The organism is Streptomyces sp. Pv4-95 (genome assembly GCF_045782725.1).
Lineage (GTDB): Bacteria > Actinomycetota > Actinomycetes > Streptomycetales > Streptomycetaceae > Streptomyces.
This window is the reverse complement of the sequence record NZ_CP127172.1, coordinates 3,589,242-3,606,585: the sequence shown is the minus strand read 5'-3', so window position 1 is coordinate 3,606,585 and position 17,344 is coordinate 3,589,242. Positions and strand designations below refer to the sequence as shown.

Genomic DNA, 17,344 nt, shown 5'->3' with positions numbered 1-17,344 from the left:
GCCGAATACGGGTCATGCGGGGTGATGTTCGTCATTCCGCTTTCCTGCCTCCACGGGTCAAATTGCTGATGGGGCGCGGCATATGACGATGGCCGATTGCCATCGGCCATTCCGTACTGCTCGGTACTGGCGCTATGGTCGCCTCTCAGTGCCCGGTAGCGCCTCGCTCATGTGACCGACGAGCGGCGTGGAACCGGGCACGGTGGCGCGCCGGTCGGCCGCCGCACCCTCGGGGGGAGGGAAAGGAAGCAGAGGAATGCCCGTACCCGTACCGCACCAGCGGACGGCCGTGCTGCCGCACCAGGCAGGACCGGTGGACGCGGCCTGCGCGGATTCGCCGCGCGCCGCCGGCGCCCCGGCTGTGGCGGACGACACGGCCCGGGGCACGAGCGCCCTGGGGCACGCCGGCCAGGAGCCGGCGAGCCGCACCTCGACGGCACCGGACCCGCTCCTCCCGGCCGACCTGGGATCGCTCGACCAGGGCCTGACGCTGCTCCTGATCGGCGAGGACCCCAACAGCCCCGTCCCCGACATGTGGGACTGGGCGGGCCGCAAGGTCCGTCTGCGCACCGCCCGCAACCTCACCGAGGCCGAGCGGCTGCTCACCCACGACGTGCACTGCATACTGCTCGACCTCGCCCCGCCGGAGCAGAGCGAGCGGGACGCGGGCGACATCGACTGCCCCGGTGACGAGCTGGACGCACTGCGTGAGGTGCTGCGGATGGCGCCCGCGCAGGCGGTGCTGGTGCTGACGTCCGAGACGGACGCCGAGCGGGCCGCCGAGGCCGTCCGCGTCGGCGCCCAGGACTACCTCTTCCGCGACGAGCTGGACGGCGCGGTGCTCAGCCGCGCGGTGCGCTACGCCGTCGAACGCAAACGCGCCGACCTCGCACAGCGCCAGCTGACCGAATCGCGGATGCTGGCGCAGGAGAACGCCCGCCTGGAGCGCGGGCTGCTGCCCACCCCGCTGCTGGACGGCTCGGACCTGCGCTTCGCCGCCTGCTACCGCCCCGGCCGCAGCCGTGCCCTGCTCGGCGGCGACTTCTACGACACCGTGCGCACCCAGGACGGCACCGTTCACGCGATGATCGGCGACGTCTGCGGCCACGGCCCGGACGAGGCCGCGCTCGGCGTCGAACTGCGGATCGCCTGGCGCGCCCTGACCTTCGCCGGACTGTGCGGCGACGAGCTGCTCTCCACCCTCCAGAAGGTGCTGGAGCACGAGCGCGCGGACGACGAGATCTTCGCGACGCTGTGCACGGTCGACATCTCCGCCGACGGCCGCCGCGCGGGAGTGTGCCTGGCCGGCCACCCCGCGCCGTTGCTGGCCCGCGCGGGGCAGGAGCCGCAGCTGCTGCCGTACGAGTTCGGCGGCCCGGCCCTCGGCCTGCTGCCGCGTGCCCGCTGGCCGCGCCGGCAGGTCGAACTGGGCGGCTCCTGGAGCCTGATGATGTACACCGACGGCCTGATCGAGGGCCGCGTCGGTGAGGGCAAGGAGCGCCTCGGCCAGGAGGGCATGACCGCATTGGTCAGCCGTCGGATGGCGGCCGGTCTCCGGGGTGAGGAACTGCTCGACGCGTCGGTCAGGGAAGTGCGCGACCTGAACGGCGGGGAGCTCACGGACGATGTCGCGGTGCTGCTGCTCGACCGGCACTAGCCCAGCCGGCGGCACGGGTCGGGCTCAGCGGCCGCCGTTGTACGGGCCGTACGGGCCGTCCGAGCTGGAGCCGCCGCGGCGCGGGCCGCGGCCGCCCCCGGTGACCTGCCGGAGGGCCGGCCGGACGTCGACGGTGTAGACGATCACCGCGATCACGCCGATGATCGGCAGGAACGACATCAGCGGCAGCAGGAACAGCAGCGCCGTGGCGATCACGAGGAAAATCAGCCAGAGGCCCTTGGACTGCTTGCTCGCGGCGCGATAGGCGTCCTCGCGGCGCACGGCCGCGTCCACCAGCATCACTGCCGCGTACACGCCCAGGGCGAGCTGCACCCAGCTCAGAACGTTCTGGAACCCGTAGATCAGCACGTTGCCCACCGCCCGTTCGCCTGGATGTGTCGGTCTCTTCGCGGCCCCACCGTACCCGGAGAACGGGCCGGGCACGCCATGCGTGCCCGGCCCGGCCGGTGGACCCGGTGGGGCGCGGTGCGCCATGGCGGCGCGCCCGCTCCCTCGCCCTACCGCTCAGTGCGCGGTGACGGACGTCACTTCGCCGGCGGCGTGGGCTTCTTCGCGGCCGGCTTGGCGGCGGAGTCGGTCTTCTTCGCCGCGGCGGGCTTGGCCTCGGTCCGGGTGCCGTTCGCGGGCTTGGCCTTCTGCTGGGCCGTCAGCGTCTCCTTGACCGTCGGCTCCTTGGCCTCCGGCTCGATCGCCACGGCGAGGTCCTCGACCTGGTCGGCGGTCTCGCCGCGCCAGGTCTGCACGGCGCCCCGGCCGCGCTCGGCCAGCTCGTCGTAGGTCTCGCGCGCCTTGACGGCGTACTCGGCGGCCCGGCCGACGCTCTGCATCGCCAGGTCCTGCGCCTGCTCACGGAGCTTCTTCAGGTCGCCGTCCAGCGAGCCCAGCAGCTCGTTGAACTTCTCCTGGGCGTCCTTGGCCTGCTTGGTGACCCGGTCCTGGATCTCCTTCGGGTCGGTCGCCCGCACGGACTCGAAGCGCTTGGGCGCCTCGACCCGGACCTTCTCGACCAGCGCGGGCACCTCGCCGAGCTTCTCGGCGGCCAGGTCGGCGGTGCCGGCCAGGGCGTACAGCGGGGTGGCGTCGGTCAGGGTCTTGCGGAGGTCATCGGTGATGGCCATGACGTGGTTCCTCCTGGAATCGAAATCGGTCGCTCAGGTGGCGTGCGGGCCGCCGTCGGCCTCTGCGTCGTGGGAGTCCGTACCGCGCCCGTCCTCATGCCCGTTCGCAGAGCCGTCCCCGCCGCCGACGAATCCGTTCTCCTTGCGGAAGGACTCGTAGATCTGCAGCAGGACCTGCTTCTGCCTCTCGTTCAGCGAGGGGTCGGTGAGTATCGAGGTCTGCACCCCGATCTCGTCCGGACCGTGCCGCTCGTCGAGGATCCCGGCCTGGACGTACAGCGTCTCGGCGGAGATCCGCAGGGCCTTGGCCAGCTGCTGGAGGATCTCCGCGCTCGGCTTGCGCAAGCCGCGCTCGATCTGGCTGAGATACGGGTTGGACACCCCTGCGGCATCCGCGAGTTGCCGCAGGCTCAGCTGCGCCGTGCGCCGCTGCTCCCGCAGGAACTCGCCGAGGTTGCCGACGTTGAGAGATGCCATGCCCCGATAGTGCACGCTCGTGCTAACTATTGCAAGCAAGCGCTAGCAAGAGTGGCGGTGTGGTGCCGGGACCGAGGGAAAGTCACTGGCGTGACGGTCCCTTCGGGCGTGAGACTTCGCGACGTGATGCTTCACGAGGACGAGATCCCGGTCGACGAGACGCTGGTCCGGTCGTTGCTGAAGGCGCAGCGCCCGGAGTGGGCCGGCCTGCCGCTGTCGCCCGCGGGCGCCGGCACGGACAACACCATGTACCGGCTGGGCGAGGACCTCCTCGTGCGACTGCCACGGACCCCCGGCAACGGACGGTCCGTGCGCAAGGAGCAGGAGTGGCTTCCCCGGCTGGCACCACTCCTCGGCTGTCCGATTCCCGAGCCCGTACACGCCGGGACGCCCACCGATGCCTTCCCGCTGCTCTGGTCCGTCTACCGCTGGATCGACGGTGACGAGGTCGGCCCGGACACCGTCCGGGACTGGGCCGCCTTCGGGGCCGACCTGGCGGCGGTCGTGGGGCGGCTCCACCGCATCGACCTCATGGGAGCGACGCGCGCGGAGGACCTCAGCTGGTACCGCGGAGGCACCCTGGAGCCGTGCGAGGAGTGGGTCGGCGGATGTCTCGACGACTGCCGGGCCGCCCTGGGCTCCGAGCTCGACGTCGACACCTTGGAACGGTTGTGGCGAGCCGCGCTCGCGCTCCCCGAACCCTCCGGACCCCATGTGTGGCTGCACGGCGACCTCAAACCGACCAACCTCCTGGCCCGGAACGGCAAGCTGCACGCGGTCATCGACTTCGGAGCACTCTCGGTCGGCTTTCCCGACGCCGAGCACGCCACCGTCTGGGACCTGCCGCCCCAGGCGCGCCGGGCCTACTGGGATGCCTCGAACCTCGACGAGGTGACCTGGGCCCGCGCCCGCGCCTGGGCGATCGCGGTGGGCGTCAGCGGAATCTCCGACTACCGGCACACCTTCCCCGCCTTCGTCGCCGAATGCCGGGCACGCCTTGAGGCGATCCTCGCGGACGCCGCCGCGCGCTGAACGCCCCCTGGCCGGTCCGGGAGGGGGTGGTCGTCGACACGCTCAGGGCCACGGAAGCGCCCGCCTCACAGGTGAGGGCGGAAAACCGGGTGCCGCGACCTGTCACATTCCTTCCTCGGCGCGAGTCATGGGAGCAGGCCCACGAAATCCATGGGTCGGCTCCGGGAAGCCGGACTTCCCGCATGACGCATCGGAGAGTGCTGGACATGACCGAGACGAACTCACTCCTTCTGGTCACCGGCGGGACGGGCACCCTCGGGCGCCTCGTGGTGCCGATGCTGCGCGCCGCCGGCCGCGACGTGCGGGTGCTCAGCCGGCAGCCCCGGGACCCCGCGGACGGTATCGACCAGGTGACCGGGGATCTGCGGACGGGCGAGGGGCTGGCGGCCGCGGTCGAAGGGGCCGGGACCGTCCTGCACCTCGCGGGCGGCCCCAAGGGCGACGAGGAGGCGACCTCGAACCTCATGGAGGCCGCCGCGGCAGCCGGGGTACGGCACGTGGTCTACATCTCGGTCATCGGCGCGGACAAGGTCCCGTTGAGCTGGTTCGCGGCCAAGCTCGGCGCGGAGCGCGCGGTGGCCGGATCCGGCCTGCCGTGGACGACGCTGCGTGCCGCGCAGTTCCACGACCTCGCCCTGACCGTGGTGGAGAAGATGGCGAAGCTGCCGGTGATCCCCGCCCCGGGCGGACTCCGGTTCCAGCCGGTCGATGCCCGCGAGGTGGCGGCGCGGCTGGTGGAGCTGACGCTCGGGGAGCCGGCCGGCCTGGTGCCCGATCTGGCCGGGCCGACGGTGTACGGGATGGCCGAGCTGAGCCGTGGATATCTGGCGGCGCGCGGGAAGCGCCGGTTGACGGTGCCGGTACGGATGCCGGGGAAGGCCGGCCGTGCCTACCGGGCCGGCGCGAATCTGTCCGTCGAGGGCGCGCATGTGGGCAAGCGGACCTGGGAGGACTTCCTTGCGGAGCGGGTGAGTTGAGGACCTCGGCCACCGCCGGGGCCCGCCCGGGCACGGTGCCGGGGCGGCCCCGGCGGGGCCGCCCCCGACCTCGCCCTAGCGGTCGCCGGAGGCCCGCGGCTCGTCGGGGCGGGTTCCGGCGATGACCGTGGCGTACCACTCGTCGCTGGTGGCCACCTGGGGAAGCAGCCCCGCACGGGCGAACGTCCCGACCGCGCGCTCCGCCTGGCGCTCGCTGGTCTCGACCAGCAGATGGCCGCCGGGCGCCAGCCATCGGGCCGCCTCCCGGGTGACCCGGCGGAGCACGTCGAGCCCGTCCGCGCCGCCGTCGAGCGCCACCAGAGGTTCGTGTTCGCGGGCCTCCGGCGGCAGCAGCCCGACCTCCTCGGTGGGCACGTACGGCACGTTGGCGACCAGCAGATCGATCCGCCCCCGGAGGCCGCCGGGCAGCGGGGCGTAGAGATCGCCCTCGTACACCTCGCCGCCGACCGCGGCGAGGTTGCGCCGGGCGCAGCGCACCGCGGCGGGTTCGATGTCGGCGGCGTGCAGTTCGACCGCGCCGAGGACCGCCGCCAGAGCGGCACCGACCGCGCCCGAGCCGCAGCAGAGGTCGACGACCACCGTGCGGCGCCGGGCGGTGCGGGCTCCGGAGGCGAGGGCCAGGGCCCGCTCCACGAGGAACTCGGTGCGGCGGCGGGGCACGAACACCCCGGGATCCACCGCCATCCGCCGCCCGTGGAACTCGGCCCACCCCAGGACGTGTTCGAGCGGCACCCCACCGGCCCTGCGCCGCACCATGGCGGCGAGGCCGGCCGGTGAGCGGGCCGCGGCGAGCAGCAACTCGGCCTCGTCCTCGGCGAAGACACAGCCGGCGGCACGGAGCGTGGTGACAACGGTGGAGCGGGAGAGAGCCGGGGGGAGGGGTGACGGGTACGTCGACATGTGAGCCTTTCGGGGCGCCGATGGCGCTTGCCCGGTCACGTCTGTCGGACGGTCACCTGCTGCGGGCGGACCGTGCGACGGTGAGACGGGAGCACCTGCCTGATCTGGCGGGGAATCGGTCTCACCTCCTGGGTCGGTCCACTGCGTGAGACGGCAACATTACCCGAACCGCCACCCCCCGTCACCGCGCGACGGCCCCCGCTCCGGGCGCGGTTGACTTCGAGCGCGCTCCAACTCCTACCGTCGGCGACGACGCTCCGGGGACGGCCCCGGAGCCGCTATCGCCGCACGGCACAGGAGGCAGCAGCATGACCGACATCCCCCCGCGTCACCTCGGTGAACTGGTGGTCTCCGCGCAGGGGCTCGGGTGCATGGGCATGAGCCACGGCTACGGGCCGGTGGACGACGCGCAGTCCGTCGCGACCCTCAACCGGGCGCTCGACCTGGGGGTCAGCCTGCTGGACACCTCCGACTTCTACGGAGCGGGGCACAACGAGGAGCTGATCGGGCGGGCCGTGGCCGGCCGGCGGGACGAGGTGGTGCTGGCGACCAAGTTCGGCTTCGCCAACCGGCTCGGCGAGCCGACCGCGATCCGGGGCGACGCCGCCTACGTCCGGCAGGCGTGTGACGCGTCGCTGCGCCGTCTGGGCGTCGACCACATCGACCTCTACTACCAGCACCGGGTCGACCCCGACGTCCCGATCGAGGAGACGGTCGGCGCGATGGCCGAGCTGGTCGCGGCGGGCAAGGTGCGCCACCTCGGGCTGTCCGAGGCGGGCGCGGCGACGCTCCGCAGGGCGCACGCGGTGCACCCGATCGCCGCCCTGCAGAGCGAGTGGTCGCTGTGGACCCGCGACCTGGAGCACGAGATCGCGCCGGTGTGCCGGGAGCTGGGCATCGGCCTGGTGCCCTTCTCGCCACTGGGGCGCGGCTTCCTGACGGGGCGGTACACCTCTGTCACGGAGCTGCCGGAGTCCGATGTGCGCCGCAGCCAGCCGCGGTTCGCCGACGGCAACCTGGAGCAGAACCTCGCCATCGTGGCGAAGCTGGACGAGCTGGCCGCAGCCAAGGGCGTCACGGCCGGTCAGCTGGCCCTGGCCTGGGTGCAGCACCGCGGGAGCGATGTGGTGCCGATTCCGGGCACCCGGCGGCAGAAGTATCTGGAGGAGAACCTCGGCGCGCTCGCGATCGAGCTGTCCGAGGACGAACTCGCCGCGATCGACGCCGCGGCGCCGGCCGGCCAGGTCGCCGGGACGCGCTACGACGAGGTGAGCATGACGTTCGTGAACAGGTGAGCGGACGCGGCCGGTGCGGGGCGGCGGGCGCGGAGCAGCGAGGCGGAGCCCGTGCGCGGGACGGGCTCCGTCCCGGTCGGCGGCGCCGTACCGGGCCGTGCGGGGCCGCGCGGCCTAGACTTTTTCGGGGCGCGTCCAGCCCGCGGCGACCGCCGCGGTCCGCGGCCCGCCGCCCGTACGGAAGGACGGCCGCCATGGACTGGAAGCTCGAACTGGTGCCGATCCCGGTCTCCGACGTGGAACGCTCGAAGCGCTTCTACAGCGAGCAGGTGGGCTTCGCGGTGGACCACGACACCCGTGTCGGCGGGGACGTCCGCATCGTCCAGCTGACGCCGCCCGGCTCGGGCTGCTCGATCGTGATCGGTGCCGGCACCGGCGTCCGGCAGGCCGAGCCCGGCACGGTGCAGGGGATGCAGCTGGTGGTGCCCGACATCGAGGCCGCCCGCGCCCAGCTGGTCGCGCACGGCGTGGCGGCCGGTCCGGTGCAGCACCTGGAGGACGGGACGATGGCCGAGGGCCCCGGCGAGCCGTGGAACTCCTTCGTGTTCTTCAGCGACCCGGACGGCAACGGCTGGGCGGTACAGGAGCGCCCGCCGGGCGCGGAGGCATGAAGGCGCCTCATAGGCTCGGCGGATGACGACGGATCAGGAAGCTTTTCTCCGGACGTTCCACGCCGCGCATCCGGCGGTGACCGCACGGGCGATGGCCCACGGCAGGGCCGAGGACGGCCGGTCCAGCTACGCCGTCCTCCGCGACCGGGTCGCGGGCTGCCGGCGTGTGCTGGACCTCGGATGCGGTGACGGCCTGCTGCTGGAGCTGCTGGGGGAGGACGAGGGGCGCTCCCTCGCCGGACTGGACCTTTCCGCCGAGGAGTTGGCGCTGGCGCGCCGCCGCCCGCACACCGCACGGGCCGATCTCCGGGTCGGCCGGGCGCAACACCTCCCGTTCGAGGACGGCCGGTTCGACGGCTGCGTCTCGCACATGGCGCTGATGCTGATGAGCGACGCCGAGCGGGTCGCGGCCGAGCTGGCGCGGGTGCTGGAGCCCGGCGGCACGCTGGCGGTGGTGCTGGGCGGCGGCGCCGTGGGGGACGAGGCGTACGGGAGTTTTCTGCGGCTGGCCCTGCCGTTGATCAAGGCGGCGCCGCCGGGGCAGCGGATCCCGCGCCTGGGGGACCGTCGGCTGCGGACCCGTGACGGGTTCGACGAGGTCTTCGGCCCGGCCGGTTTCGGCCCGGCCGACTGGGAGACGCTACGGCTCGATCTGACCGGACCGCCGGAGCAGGTGTGGCGGACCGTGGGGGGCCTCTACGACCTCGGGCCGCTCGACGCCGCCGTCACCGCTGAGCTGCGGGCCCGCTTCGAGGCGGAGACGGCGGACTCGGCGCTGCCCGGCGGCCGCATCCCGTGCGCGATGCGGGTGCATGTCGCGACGGTGCGGCGGGCCTGAGGTCAGGCGCCGTAGGGCCGTGCGGCGCGGGCTTCGCGCAGGGCCACCGCCCACCAGGTCAGCTGGTTCAGCAGGGCGTCGGCGGCCCGGGCGGCGGGGGCGGGGTCGTGCAGTCGGCCGTCGTCGTCGAAGAGATTGCCCGCGAGCGGGAAGCTGACCGTCTCGCGCACGGTCGTGGCGTGCAACTCGGCGAAGACCAGCCGGAGTTGCTCGATGGCCCGCAGGCCGCCCGAGACCCCGCCGTACGAGACGAAGCCGACCGGCTTGGCCTGCCACGGCGCGTGCAGCAGGTCGATGGCGTGCTTGAGCGGTGCCGGGAAGGAGTGGTTGTACTCCGGGGTGATCACGACGAACGCGTCCGCCGTGTCGACGCGCTTGGCGAAGGAGGCGTGGTCCTCGCTGCCGGGCCGGAGCTCGTAGGGGCGGACGGTGTCCAGGTCGATGACGTCGACGTCGATGTGCCGGTGCTCTTCGGCGTGCCGGGTGAACCAGTTCGCGATGACGGGCGCGAACCGGCCCTCCCGGGTGCTGCCGATGATCACTGCGAGGCGGTAGCGGTGCTCGGACATGCGGGGCCCTCCATGGGGGTGCGGCGGCGGTGTTGCCGTCAGACCCCGACGCTAGAACCTCAAGGAAACTTGAGGTCAAGCGCGGCGAGCCGGGTGCCCCACCGTGCGGACGCACACGCCCCGCCGGGCACGCGTGAACCCGCGCCGACCCGGACCCTGCCGATCCCGGTGGCACGGCCCGCCGCGCCGGGAGGACTCACTGCACGCCGAACAGCGTCAGCAGCTCCTTCTTCTCGAACATCCGGGCCGTGTCGATCGCCGAGGGGGTGCCGGCCGCCGGGTCCGCGCCGTGGGCGATCAGCGCCTTGACGACCTCGTCCTCACCCTTGAAGACCGCGCCGGCGAGCGGCGTCTGGCCCCGGTCGTTGGGGCGGTCGGCGTCCGCGCCGCGCTGGAGCAGCGCCTCCACGGTGGCCGCGTGGCCGTGGTAGGCGGCCAGCATCACCAGGGAGTCGCCCTTCTCGTTCGTCAGATTCGCGGGCACGCCCGCGTCCACATAGGCGGCGACGGTGTCGGTGTCACCGTGCCGCGCCAGGTCGAAGACCTTGGCCGCGAGCTGCAGCACCTCGGGGTCGTGCGCGTGCTCGATCGCCTCGGGCCCCTGCGGCTCGGTATTCGCGTCGCTCATGGTCGCCGGCCTCCTGCTGTGGTGAGTGGTGCACTGTGTCCTCGCCACTTTATGCAGGTCACCTCCGTTGGGGCAGTGCCCGCGGCGGGGCGGTGGGCCGCCGGCCGGCCCGTCCGGGCCGGGGCGCCGAGAGGGCCCGGCCCGCTCTCCGTACGCCCGGCGGGGCTTCGTCGGCCGGGCGCCGACGCGCCGCCCATATGCGGCGACGCCAACATGCCCCATCCGAGGGGGAGTTCGGGCGATCCCGCGTACGGGGAGAGCGCGAGGACGGCATCCCCGCGCTCTCGGCGGCGCTCAGAAGGCCGCGCGGATCTCCCCGACGCGTGTGGCGCCGCCCAGCAGCGGTGCGTCCTCGATACGGGAGAGCACGGGGGCATCGACCCCCATCCGGCGCAGGACCCTCGCCAGCACCGGCCCGAGCGTGCGGATCGCACCGTCGTCGATCTTGAAGGCGAGCGCCCGGCCGTCGGGCAGCGCCAGTGCCTGGACGGCTTCCGCGCCCATCTTCGACAGCGTGCCGGGCAGTGCCTGCATCAGCCAGGTGTCGGGGCGGCGGGTGCCGGCGACGTATTCGGGGTGAGCGCGCATCGCGTCCGCGACCCGCCGCTCCGGGCTGCCCGGCTCGGCGGCGACGAAGTGCCGGAAGGCGCGGGCCAGACCGGTCAGCGACAGGGACATCAGCGGCGCACCGCAGCCGTCGGTGCCGATGTGCGCGACGTCCTCGCCGCTCGCCGTGCGGACACCGTCGAGCACCAGCTGCTGGAGCGGGTGGTCCTGGTCGAGATAGGAACCCAGCGGCCAGCCGTTGAGGGCGCAGGCGGCCAGCATGGCGGTGTGCTTGCCGGAGCAGTTCATCGTCAGCCGCTCGCGGACCTGGCCCGACGCCAGATACCGCTCCGACTCCTCGGGGTCGAGCGGCAGATCGGGCGGGGTCTGCAGCTGGTCGGCGGTCAGGCCGTGCTCGGCCAGCATGGTCCGTACGAGATCGAGGTGGAAGGACTCGCCGGAGTGGCTCGCGGCGGCCAGCGCGAGCCGCTCGCCCGAGAGGTCCAGGCCCGCCCGCAGCACCGCCGCGGCCTGCATCGGCTTGTTCGCCGACCGGGGGAAGACCGGGGCCGCGGCATCGCCCAGCGCCCACTCCACGCTGCCGTCGGCCGCCAGCACCACCAGCGAGCCGCGGTGGCGTCCCTCGACGAAGCCGGAACGGACGACCTCGGCGAGGACGGGGGGCACCGCGGACTGCGCGGCCGCCGCGGAATCCGGGGACGGAGAGGAATCCTGGGACGGCTCGGATATCGGGGTGGGCGAGGTCATCGTCGGCCTTCCGGGAGTGACCCGCGCCCTCCGGGGTGGCCGGGTCAGGACAGCAGGTCGTCTACTTGTGCTTCGCCCTCACGGTACCTGCGGGTGATTTCGGTACTGCAATCATCGGCCATCCGCTGCAGCGACTGGCGGCGCCGCGAAACCTCCCGCTCATGGCGGATCAGGCGGCCCATCGCGTCGTGCAGCTCGCCGTCCGTCCGTGCCGTCAGGTCGGACAGCTCGACCTCCCCGAGCATCTGCTCGGCCATCTCGCGGTACTCCTCGCTGTGCGGCGTCCCGAGCGTGACGTGCCGGGCCGAGGAGCGGTGCCGCGACGGGAGGTCCGTCAGGATCTCCGGGAGGCGGTCGAGCAGCGGCGAATGCTGCGCGGTGCGCCGGGCGATCTCGGCCCGCAGGATGTCGATGCGGCCCTGCAGCAGCCGCCGCAGATAGCTCAGATCGGCCTCGTCCTGCTGCGCGTCACGCCGCACCACCCGCAGCTCCGGCAATCCCAGGACGGACAGATCGGGTGTCGCGACGGGGTGGCAGCGGTCGCGTTGCTGCGGGGGGCGGGGGTGCTGGGCCTGGCCTGCCGGGAGCATGGGGCCATCCTCGCTGCGGGTGGGCTCGTCGGGAGCCGATGCCGTCGTGGTCGGGGCGGTCGGTGTCGGTACGGCGGTCGTCGTCGTACGGGCGGTCGGTACGGGACCGGGCGTCTGCCCGGAGCCGGCAGTGCTCATGAGTCGTTCCGTCCCCTCGTCCGGTGCGGCATCCAGGGCATGTTGTCCGTGAAACGCACCGCGTGCACGCATCGTGCCACTCTGGGCGGTCCATGCGCAGGGCGATGGCACCCGAACGGCCCTCGTGGGGGTACAGCCGTACGGATGCCGAAAGCCGCCGTGCATGATGGCCGGTATGCGAGCTGTGGTGCAGAGGGTCGACGGCGCACGCGTCGACGTGGCGGGCGAGACGGTCGGCGAAATCGTCGGTGAAGGGCTGTGCGTGCTGGTGGGGGTCACCCACGAGGACACTGCGGAGAAGGCGGCACAGCTCGCCCGGAAGCTGTGGTCGGTCCGGATCCTGCAGGGCGAGAAGTCCTGTTCGGACACCGGGGCGCCGCTCCTGGTGATCAGCCAGTTCACTCTCTACGGTGACGCCCGCAAGGGGCGCCGCCCCACCTGGAACGCCGCCGCCCCCGGGCCGGTGGCCGAACCGCTGGTCGACGAGGTCGTCGCGCAGCTGCGGGCACTCGGCGCCCGGGTGGAGACCGGGCGCTTCGGCGCCGACATGAAGGTGTCGCTGACGAACGACGGCCCGTTCACGGTGCTCGTCGAGGTCTGAGCCCCCGAGGCACCGCAGAACGGGCCGTTTCGCTACGGCTCGACGACGACTTCCTGGGCGGCGGCCGTACCGGCCGCCGTCAGCTGGGCGTCGAGCGGGACATTGCGCTTGACCAGCGCCAGGGCGATGGGACCGAGCTCGTGATGGCGGGCCGAGGTCGTGACGAAGCCCAGCTGCCTGCCCTCCTCGCCGTCCGAGGCCAGCCGCACCGGCGCGCCGTGCGGCGGCAGGTGCACCTCGCTGCCGTCCAGGTGCAGGAACACCAGCCGGCGGGGCGGCTTGCCCAGGTTGTGGACCCGGGCGACGGTCTCCTGGCCGCGGTAGCAGCCCTTCTGCAGGTGCACGGCGCTGCCCAGCCAGCCCAGCTCGTGCGGGATGGTGCGGTGGTCGGTCTCCAGACCGAGCCGGGGGCGGTGCGCCTCGACGCGCAGGGCCTCCAGGGCCAGGATGCCGATCGCCGGGCCGTGCGCCGCCGCGAACGACTCCAGGTCGGCCCGGGGCAGGAACAGGTCCCGGCCGTGTGCGGTCTCGCGTGCGACGGTGTTCTCGGGCACCTCGGCGATCGAGCCGGCGGGGAGGTGCACGACCGCGAAGTCGTCGGTGCGGTCGGTGACCTCGACGCGGTAGAAGAACTTCATGCTCTCCAGGTAGGCGATCAGCGCCTCCTGGGTGCCCGGTTCGGTGTGCAGCCAGGTCGTCTCACCGTCGTCGACGAGGTAGAGCGCATGCTCGATGTGGCCGTGCGCGGAGAGGATCAGCGCCTCGGTGGCATGGCCGGGCGCCAGATCGGTGACGTGCTGGGTGATCAGCAGATGCAGCCAGGGCAGCCGCTCGGCGCCCGTGACGGTGACCACCCCGCGGTGCGAGAGGTCCACGAAGCCGGAGCCGTCGGCGAGGGCGCGCTGCTCCCGGAAGAGGTCGCCGTAGTGCGCGGCGACGCCTTCGTCGGGGGCTTCGGCGGGAACCGCACCGGGCAGCGACAGCAGGGGGCTGGCTTTCGAATGTCGCAGCATGAAGCCAGCCTACGACTCGGCCGCGAGCGGGCTACCCGTCGCCCTGGGCGGCCTTGGCGGCGCAGGACGCGCAGCGCCCGAAGATCGCGAAGTGCTTCATGTCCGTCACGAAGCCGAACCTCTCGCGCAGCTCCGCGGTGAACGGCTCGGCCACCGACAGATCCGCCTCGATGACCTCGGTGCAGTCCCGGCACACCAGGTGGATGTGGTGGTGGCGGTCGGCGAGGTGGTAGGTCGGGGCGCCGTGGCCGAGGTGGGCGTGGCTGACCAGGCTCAGCTCCTCCAGCAGCTCCAGGGTCCGGTAGACCGTGGAGATGTTCACGCCGCCCGCCGTCTTGCGCACCTCGGTGAGGATCTCGTCGGGGGTGGCGTGTTCCAGCCTGTCCACAGCCTCCAGCACCAGCTGACGCTGTGGGGTCAGGCGGTACCCGCGCCTGCGGAGGTCGCTCTGCCAGTCGGTGGTCACCACACAGCCAGTGTAGGAGGGCGGACGCCCGGTGCGTACGGCGTGGGCGTCAGCCGTGGCGTACGCCGCGCAGATAGTGGGCCAGGGCGCTGATCGCGGCGGGGTTGCGGGGGCTCTCGACGAGTTCGGCGTAGTCCATGACGTAGATCCGCCGGTGCTTGATGGCCGAGACGTTCGCCAGCGGGGCGTAGGACAGCAGGAATTCCTTCTTCCGCTCGGCGGTGGTGTCGCCGTAGTCGTTGATGACGATGACGTCCGGGTCGCGGGCGACGACGGTCTCCCAGCCCACCGTGGTCCAGGAGTCCTTGAGGTCCTTCATGACGTGGTCGCCGCCGGCCTTGGTGATGATGTCGTGCGGGCCCGCGTAGAAGCCCGAGGTCAGCGGCTTGTCGCGGCCGTCGTCGTAGAGGAAGACGGAGGGCCGGTCGCCCGGCGCGGGGATCTTGGCGTGGACCTGCGCGACCTGCTTCTCGTACCGCTTCACCAGGGCCTCGGCCCGCTCCCGCACGTCGAAGATCTTCCCGAGCGTCCGCAGGTCGGTGTAGAGCGCCTTCAGCGGCGGCATCACGCCCCGGGCGCTGCCGTCCGGGCCCTTGCGGCAGGACTCGGTCAGGACGTAGCTGCCGATGCCGAGCTTCTTCAGGGACGCGGGGGTGAGGTCGTTGTCCTCGCCGAATCCGTAGTTCCAGCCGGCGAAGACCAGGTCGGCCTTGGCGTCCAGGGCCATCTCCTTGGTGATGGCCTTCTTCGAGAGCCGGGGCACCTTGTCGTAGGCGTCCTTGTAGGGCACCGAGCCGAGATCGCCCTTGTCGTCGGGCATCACATAGCCGGCCATGTGCTTCTCCAGGCCCAACGCGAACATCAGCTCGGTGATGCCGACATCGTTGGTGACCACGCGCTGCGGTGCCTTGTCGTACGTCGCGCGGACGCCGCAGTTCTCGATGGTGACCGGGTAGTGGCCGGAGCCCCCGGCGGCCTTCTCGCCCTCGGGGGTGATCTGCGCGCCGCAGCCGGTGAGCGCGAGCGCGAGGACGGTGAGCAGAGCGGCGGGGCGGTGGGCCGGGGTCATCGGGGGGTCCTCACGGAGCGGTCGGGTCGGCCTGGGTGGGCCGGGGGAGGGGGGCAGGGGCACAGGCGCCAGGGGCGGCGTCCGCGCGCCTCAGGCGGTCGAACAGCAGCTGTACGGCGCCCGATTCGGGATGCCGTACGCGGTGCGCGCGGACGCCGAAGACCTCGGCGAGCAGCTCGGGGGTCAGGACGTCGTACGGCGGACCGGAGGCGACGATCCGGCCGTGCGCGATGACGTACAGCTCGTCGCAGTGCACGGCGGCCAGGTTGAGGTCGTGCAGCGCGGTGAGCACCGTCAGCCGGCTGTCCCGCACCAGTGCGAGGACCTCCAACTGCTGGGCGATGTCGAGGTGGTTGGTGGGCTCGTCGAGCACCAGCACGGCCGGTTCCTGGGCCAGCGCGCGGGCGATGAGGACCCGCTGCTTCTCGCCGCCCGACAGGCTCAGGAAGCCGCGGCCCGCGAGGTGGTCCGCCCCGGCCCGGGCCAGCGCCCGCTCGCACACCTCGGTGTCCGTGCGCCGCGCGCGACCGGAGCCGCGCTGATGCGGCAGCCGCCCCATCGCCACGACCTCGGCGACGGTGAAGTCGAACTCGGTGCTGGCCTCCTGCGGCAGCGCGGCCAGCAGCCGGGCGCCCTCCCGCGCGTCCATGGCATGCAGCTCTTCGCCGTCCAGGCGCACCGAGCCCGCGGCCGGGCGCAGCGCGCGGTAGACGCACCGGAGCAGTGTCGACTTGCCGCTGCCGTTGGGGCCCACCAGCCCCACGAGCCGGCCGCTGCCGGCCCCCAGCGATATGTCGTGGACCAGCCGGTGCCCGGCCACCTCCACCGACAGGCCGTCGATGTCGAGCCGCATCAGGCGCCGCCTCCGAAGGTGTAGCCGCGCCGCCGCATCAGCAGCACGAAGCAGGGCACGCCGAGGACGGCGGTGATCACGCCCACCGGCAGTTCGACGGGCGCGAGCAGTACCCGCGAGAGCAGGTCGACCCACACCAGCAGCACCGCGCCCAGCAGTGGCGCGACCGCGAGCACCCGGCGGTGGTCGGCGCCGACCAGCATCCGCGTCGCATGCGGCACCATCAGCCCGACGAAGCCGATCGCGCCGCTGACCGCGACCACCGCTCCGGTGACCGCGGCGGCGACCACGAACAGCTCACGGCGCAGCCGCTCCGCGTCGACCCCGAGCGCCGCCGCGGTCTCGTCGCCCATGGCCAGCGCGTTCAACCGGCCCGCGGAGAGCAGCAGATGGGCCAGTGCGGCGGCCACCGCGGCCGCCGCGATCGGCACCGAACCCCAGCCGGCCCCGCTCAGGCTCCCCAGCAGCCACATCATCGCGGAGCGGGCCGCCTCGCCGCGGTCGGCGGTGAACACCATCAGGGTGGTGACGGCGGAGAACCCGTAGTACATCGCGGTACCGGTCAGCACCAGGCGCAGCGGGGTGAGCCCGTGGGCGGTGCGGGCGGCCGCGTACACCAGGACCATCGCGATCAGCGCGGAGGCGAACGCGGAAACCGACAGGGCCCAGACGCCCAGCGCGCCCAACGCCCCGAAGAGGAGTACCGCGTTGGCGCCGACGGCGGCGCCGGAGGAGATGCCGAGCACGAACGGGTCGGCGAGCGCGTTGCGTACCAGCGCCTGGACGGCGACGCCGATCGCGGACAGCCCGGCGCCTACGACGGCCGCCAGCACGGCCCGCGGGAAGCGCAGCTCCCACACGATGGTGTACGCGGAGACCTCGTCCGCGTCGAGGGCGCCGCCGGTCAGTCCCGCGCCGAGATACCGCACCACCTGCGCCCAGCTCAGTCCGGCGGCGCCGAGGCCGATGCCGCACAGCAGGGAGCCGAGCAGGACGACGGAGAGCGCGGCCACCAGGAGCGGCACGGGGAGCCGTCGGGGCCGCACGGAGCCGGGTGGCGGTGCGGGGGCGCGGGGCGTGGCCTCGGTGGTCGCCACGGGCGGTCCGCCTTCGGTCGGGCCGCGTGCGGAAGGAGGCACGGCCCGGCGCGGGTGGC

At 73.0% G+C, this 17,344-nt stretch carries 20 protein-coding genes; 7 read left to right on the top strand and 13 right to left on the bottom strand.

The window, feature by feature from the left end:
- The first annotated feature begins 256 nt into the window (after positions 1-256).
- Positions 257-1,657 (top strand): PP2C family protein-serine/threonine phosphatase, encoded by a 1,401-nt coding sequence (locus QOM21_RS15820; RefSeq protein WP_407550699.1) that lies wholly within the window; start codon positions 257-259, stop codon positions 1,655-1,657.
- Positions 1,658-1,681: 24 nt separating this feature from the next.
- Here QOM21_RS15820 and QOM21_RS15815 read toward each other — a convergent pair whose 3' ends face one another.
- From QOM21_RS15815 to QOM21_RS15805, 3 genes are all read right to left on the bottom strand, one after another.
- Positions 1,682-2,026 (bottom strand): DUF2516 family protein, encoded by a 345-nt coding sequence (locus QOM21_RS15815; protein ID WP_407555692.1) that lies wholly within the window; start codon positions 2,024-2,026, stop codon positions 1,682-1,684.
- Positions 2,027-2,202: 176 nt separating this feature from the next.
- Positions 2,203-2,796, bottom strand: coding sequence for a hypothetical protein (locus tag QOM21_RS15810; protein WP_407550697.1), 594 nt, complete (start codon positions 2,794-2,796; stop codon positions 2,203-2,205).
- 33 nt (positions 2,797-2,829) lie between these two features.
- Complete coding sequence (locus tag QOM21_RS15805) at positions 2,830-3,273, bottom strand: helix-turn-helix domain-containing protein (RefSeq protein ID WP_407550695.1); 444 nt, start codon at positions 3,271-3,273, stop codon at positions 2,830-2,832.
- A 123-nt stretch (positions 3,274-3,396) separates the two neighbouring features.
- On the opposite strand from QOM21_RS15805, the gene QOM21_RS15800 reads away from it, so the two are divergent.
- The gene (locus tag QOM21_RS15800) at positions 3,397-4,305 is read left to right on the top strand and encodes an aminoglycoside phosphotransferase family protein (RefSeq protein ID WP_407550693.1); all 909 of its coding nucleotides are present in this window, start codon (positions 3,397-3,399) and stop codon (positions 4,303-4,305) included.
- Positions 4,306-4,511: 206 nt separating this feature from the next.
- Positions 4,512-5,282, top strand: a complete 771-nt coding sequence (locus QOM21_RS15795; RefSeq protein ID WP_407550691.1) for an SDR family oxidoreductase — start codon at positions 4,512-4,514, stop codon at positions 5,280-5,282.
- Between the two features lie 75 nt (positions 5,283-5,357).
- Here the strand turns inward: QOM21_RS15795 and QOM21_RS15790 are convergent, their stop codons facing one another.
- A complete protein-coding gene (locus tag QOM21_RS15790) occupies positions 5,358-6,203 on the bottom strand; it encodes a putative protein N(5)-glutamine methyltransferase (RefSeq protein ID WP_407550690.1) in 846 nt (281 codons plus the stop codon).
- Between the two features lie 308 nt (positions 6,204-6,511).
- On the opposite strand from QOM21_RS15790, the gene QOM21_RS15785 reads away from it, so the two are divergent.
- From QOM21_RS15785 to QOM21_RS15775, 3 genes are all read left to right on the top strand, one after another.
- Positions 6,512-7,498 carry an aldo/keto reductase gene (locus QOM21_RS15785; RefSeq protein WP_407550688.1) on the top strand — a complete coding sequence of 329 codons (987 nt, stop codon included), beginning with the start codon at positions 6,512-6,514 and terminating at the stop codon, positions 7,496-7,498.
- A gap of 194 nt (positions 7,499-7,692) precedes the next feature.
- Positions 7,693-8,109, top strand: a complete 417-nt coding sequence (locus QOM21_RS15780; RefSeq protein ID WP_407550686.1) for a VOC family protein — start codon at positions 7,693-7,695, stop codon at positions 8,107-8,109.
- A gap of 22 nt (positions 8,110-8,131) precedes the next feature.
- On the top strand, positions 8,132-8,947 hold the full coding sequence (locus QOM21_RS15775) for a class I SAM-dependent methyltransferase (RefSeq protein WP_407550684.1): 816 nt from the start codon (positions 8,132-8,134) through the stop codon (positions 8,945-8,947).
- A gap of 2 nt (positions 8,948-8,949) precedes the next feature.
- Here the strand turns inward: QOM21_RS15775 and QOM21_RS15770 are convergent, their stop codons facing one another.
- The 4 genes from QOM21_RS15770 to QOM21_RS15755 form a co-directional block, all read right to left on the bottom strand.
- Positions 8,950-9,516, bottom strand: a complete 567-nt coding sequence (locus tag QOM21_RS15770) for an NADPH-dependent FMN reductase (RefSeq protein ID WP_407550683.1) — start codon at positions 9,514-9,516, stop codon at positions 8,950-8,952.
- A 196-nt stretch (positions 9,517-9,712) separates the two neighbouring features.
- A complete protein-coding gene (locus QOM21_RS15765) occupies positions 9,713-10,144 on the bottom strand; it encodes an ankyrin repeat domain-containing protein (RefSeq protein WP_407550681.1) in 432 nt (143 codons plus the stop codon).
- Positions 10,145-10,438: 294 nt separating this feature from the next.
- Positions 10,439-11,458, bottom strand: a complete 1,020-nt coding sequence (locus QOM21_RS15760; RefSeq protein ID WP_407550679.1) for an asparaginase — start codon at positions 11,456-11,458, stop codon at positions 10,439-10,441.
- Between the two features lie 44 nt (positions 11,459-11,502).
- Positions 11,503-12,186: an ABC transporter substrate-binding protein gene (locus QOM21_RS15755; RefSeq protein WP_407550677.1), complete on the bottom strand. Its 684-nt coding sequence runs from the start codon at positions 12,184-12,186 to the stop codon at positions 11,503-11,505.
- Between the two features lie 175 nt (positions 12,187-12,361).
- On the opposite strand from QOM21_RS15755, the gene dtd reads away from it, so the two are divergent.
- Positions 12,362-12,787: a D-aminoacyl-tRNA deacylase gene (gene dtd, locus QOM21_RS15750; RefSeq protein WP_407550675.1), complete on the top strand. Its 426-nt coding sequence runs from the start codon at positions 12,362-12,364 to the stop codon at positions 12,785-12,787.
- 32 nt (positions 12,788-12,819) lie between these two features.
- Here the strand turns inward: dtd and QOM21_RS15745 are convergent, their stop codons facing one another.
- The 5 genes from QOM21_RS15745 to QOM21_RS15725 are packed head-to-tail and all read right to left on the bottom strand — an operon-like array spanning position 12,820 to position 17,285.
- A complete protein-coding gene (locus QOM21_RS15745; protein WP_407550674.1) occupies positions 12,820-13,800 on the bottom strand; it encodes a YgfZ/GcvT domain-containing protein in 981 nt (326 codons plus the stop codon).
- 31 nt (positions 13,801-13,831) lie between these two features.
- Positions 13,832-14,269 carry a Fur family transcriptional regulator gene (locus QOM21_RS15740; RefSeq protein ID WP_407550672.1) on the bottom strand — a complete coding sequence of 146 codons (438 nt, stop codon included), beginning with the start codon at positions 14,267-14,269 and terminating at the stop codon, positions 13,832-13,834.
- A 46-nt stretch (positions 14,270-14,315) separates the two neighbouring features.
- Entirely contained in the window at positions 14,316-15,335 is a 1,020-nt protein-coding gene (locus QOM21_RS15735) for an ABC transporter substrate-binding protein (RefSeq protein ID WP_407550671.1), read from the bottom strand.
- 10 nt (positions 15,336-15,345) lie between these two features.
- Positions 15,346-16,188 (bottom strand): ABC transporter ATP-binding protein, encoded by an 843-nt coding sequence (locus tag QOM21_RS15730; protein WP_407550669.1) that lies wholly within the window; start codon positions 16,186-16,188, stop codon positions 15,346-15,348.
- The gene (locus tag QOM21_RS15725) at positions 16,188-17,285 is read right to left on the bottom strand and encodes a FecCD family ABC transporter permease (RefSeq protein WP_407550667.1); all 1,098 of its coding nucleotides are present in this window, start codon (positions 17,283-17,285) and stop codon (positions 16,188-16,190) included. The genes QOM21_RS15730 and QOM21_RS15725 overlap by 1 nt, the downstream gene beginning before the upstream one ends.
- Positions 17,286-17,344: the final 59 nt, after the last annotated feature.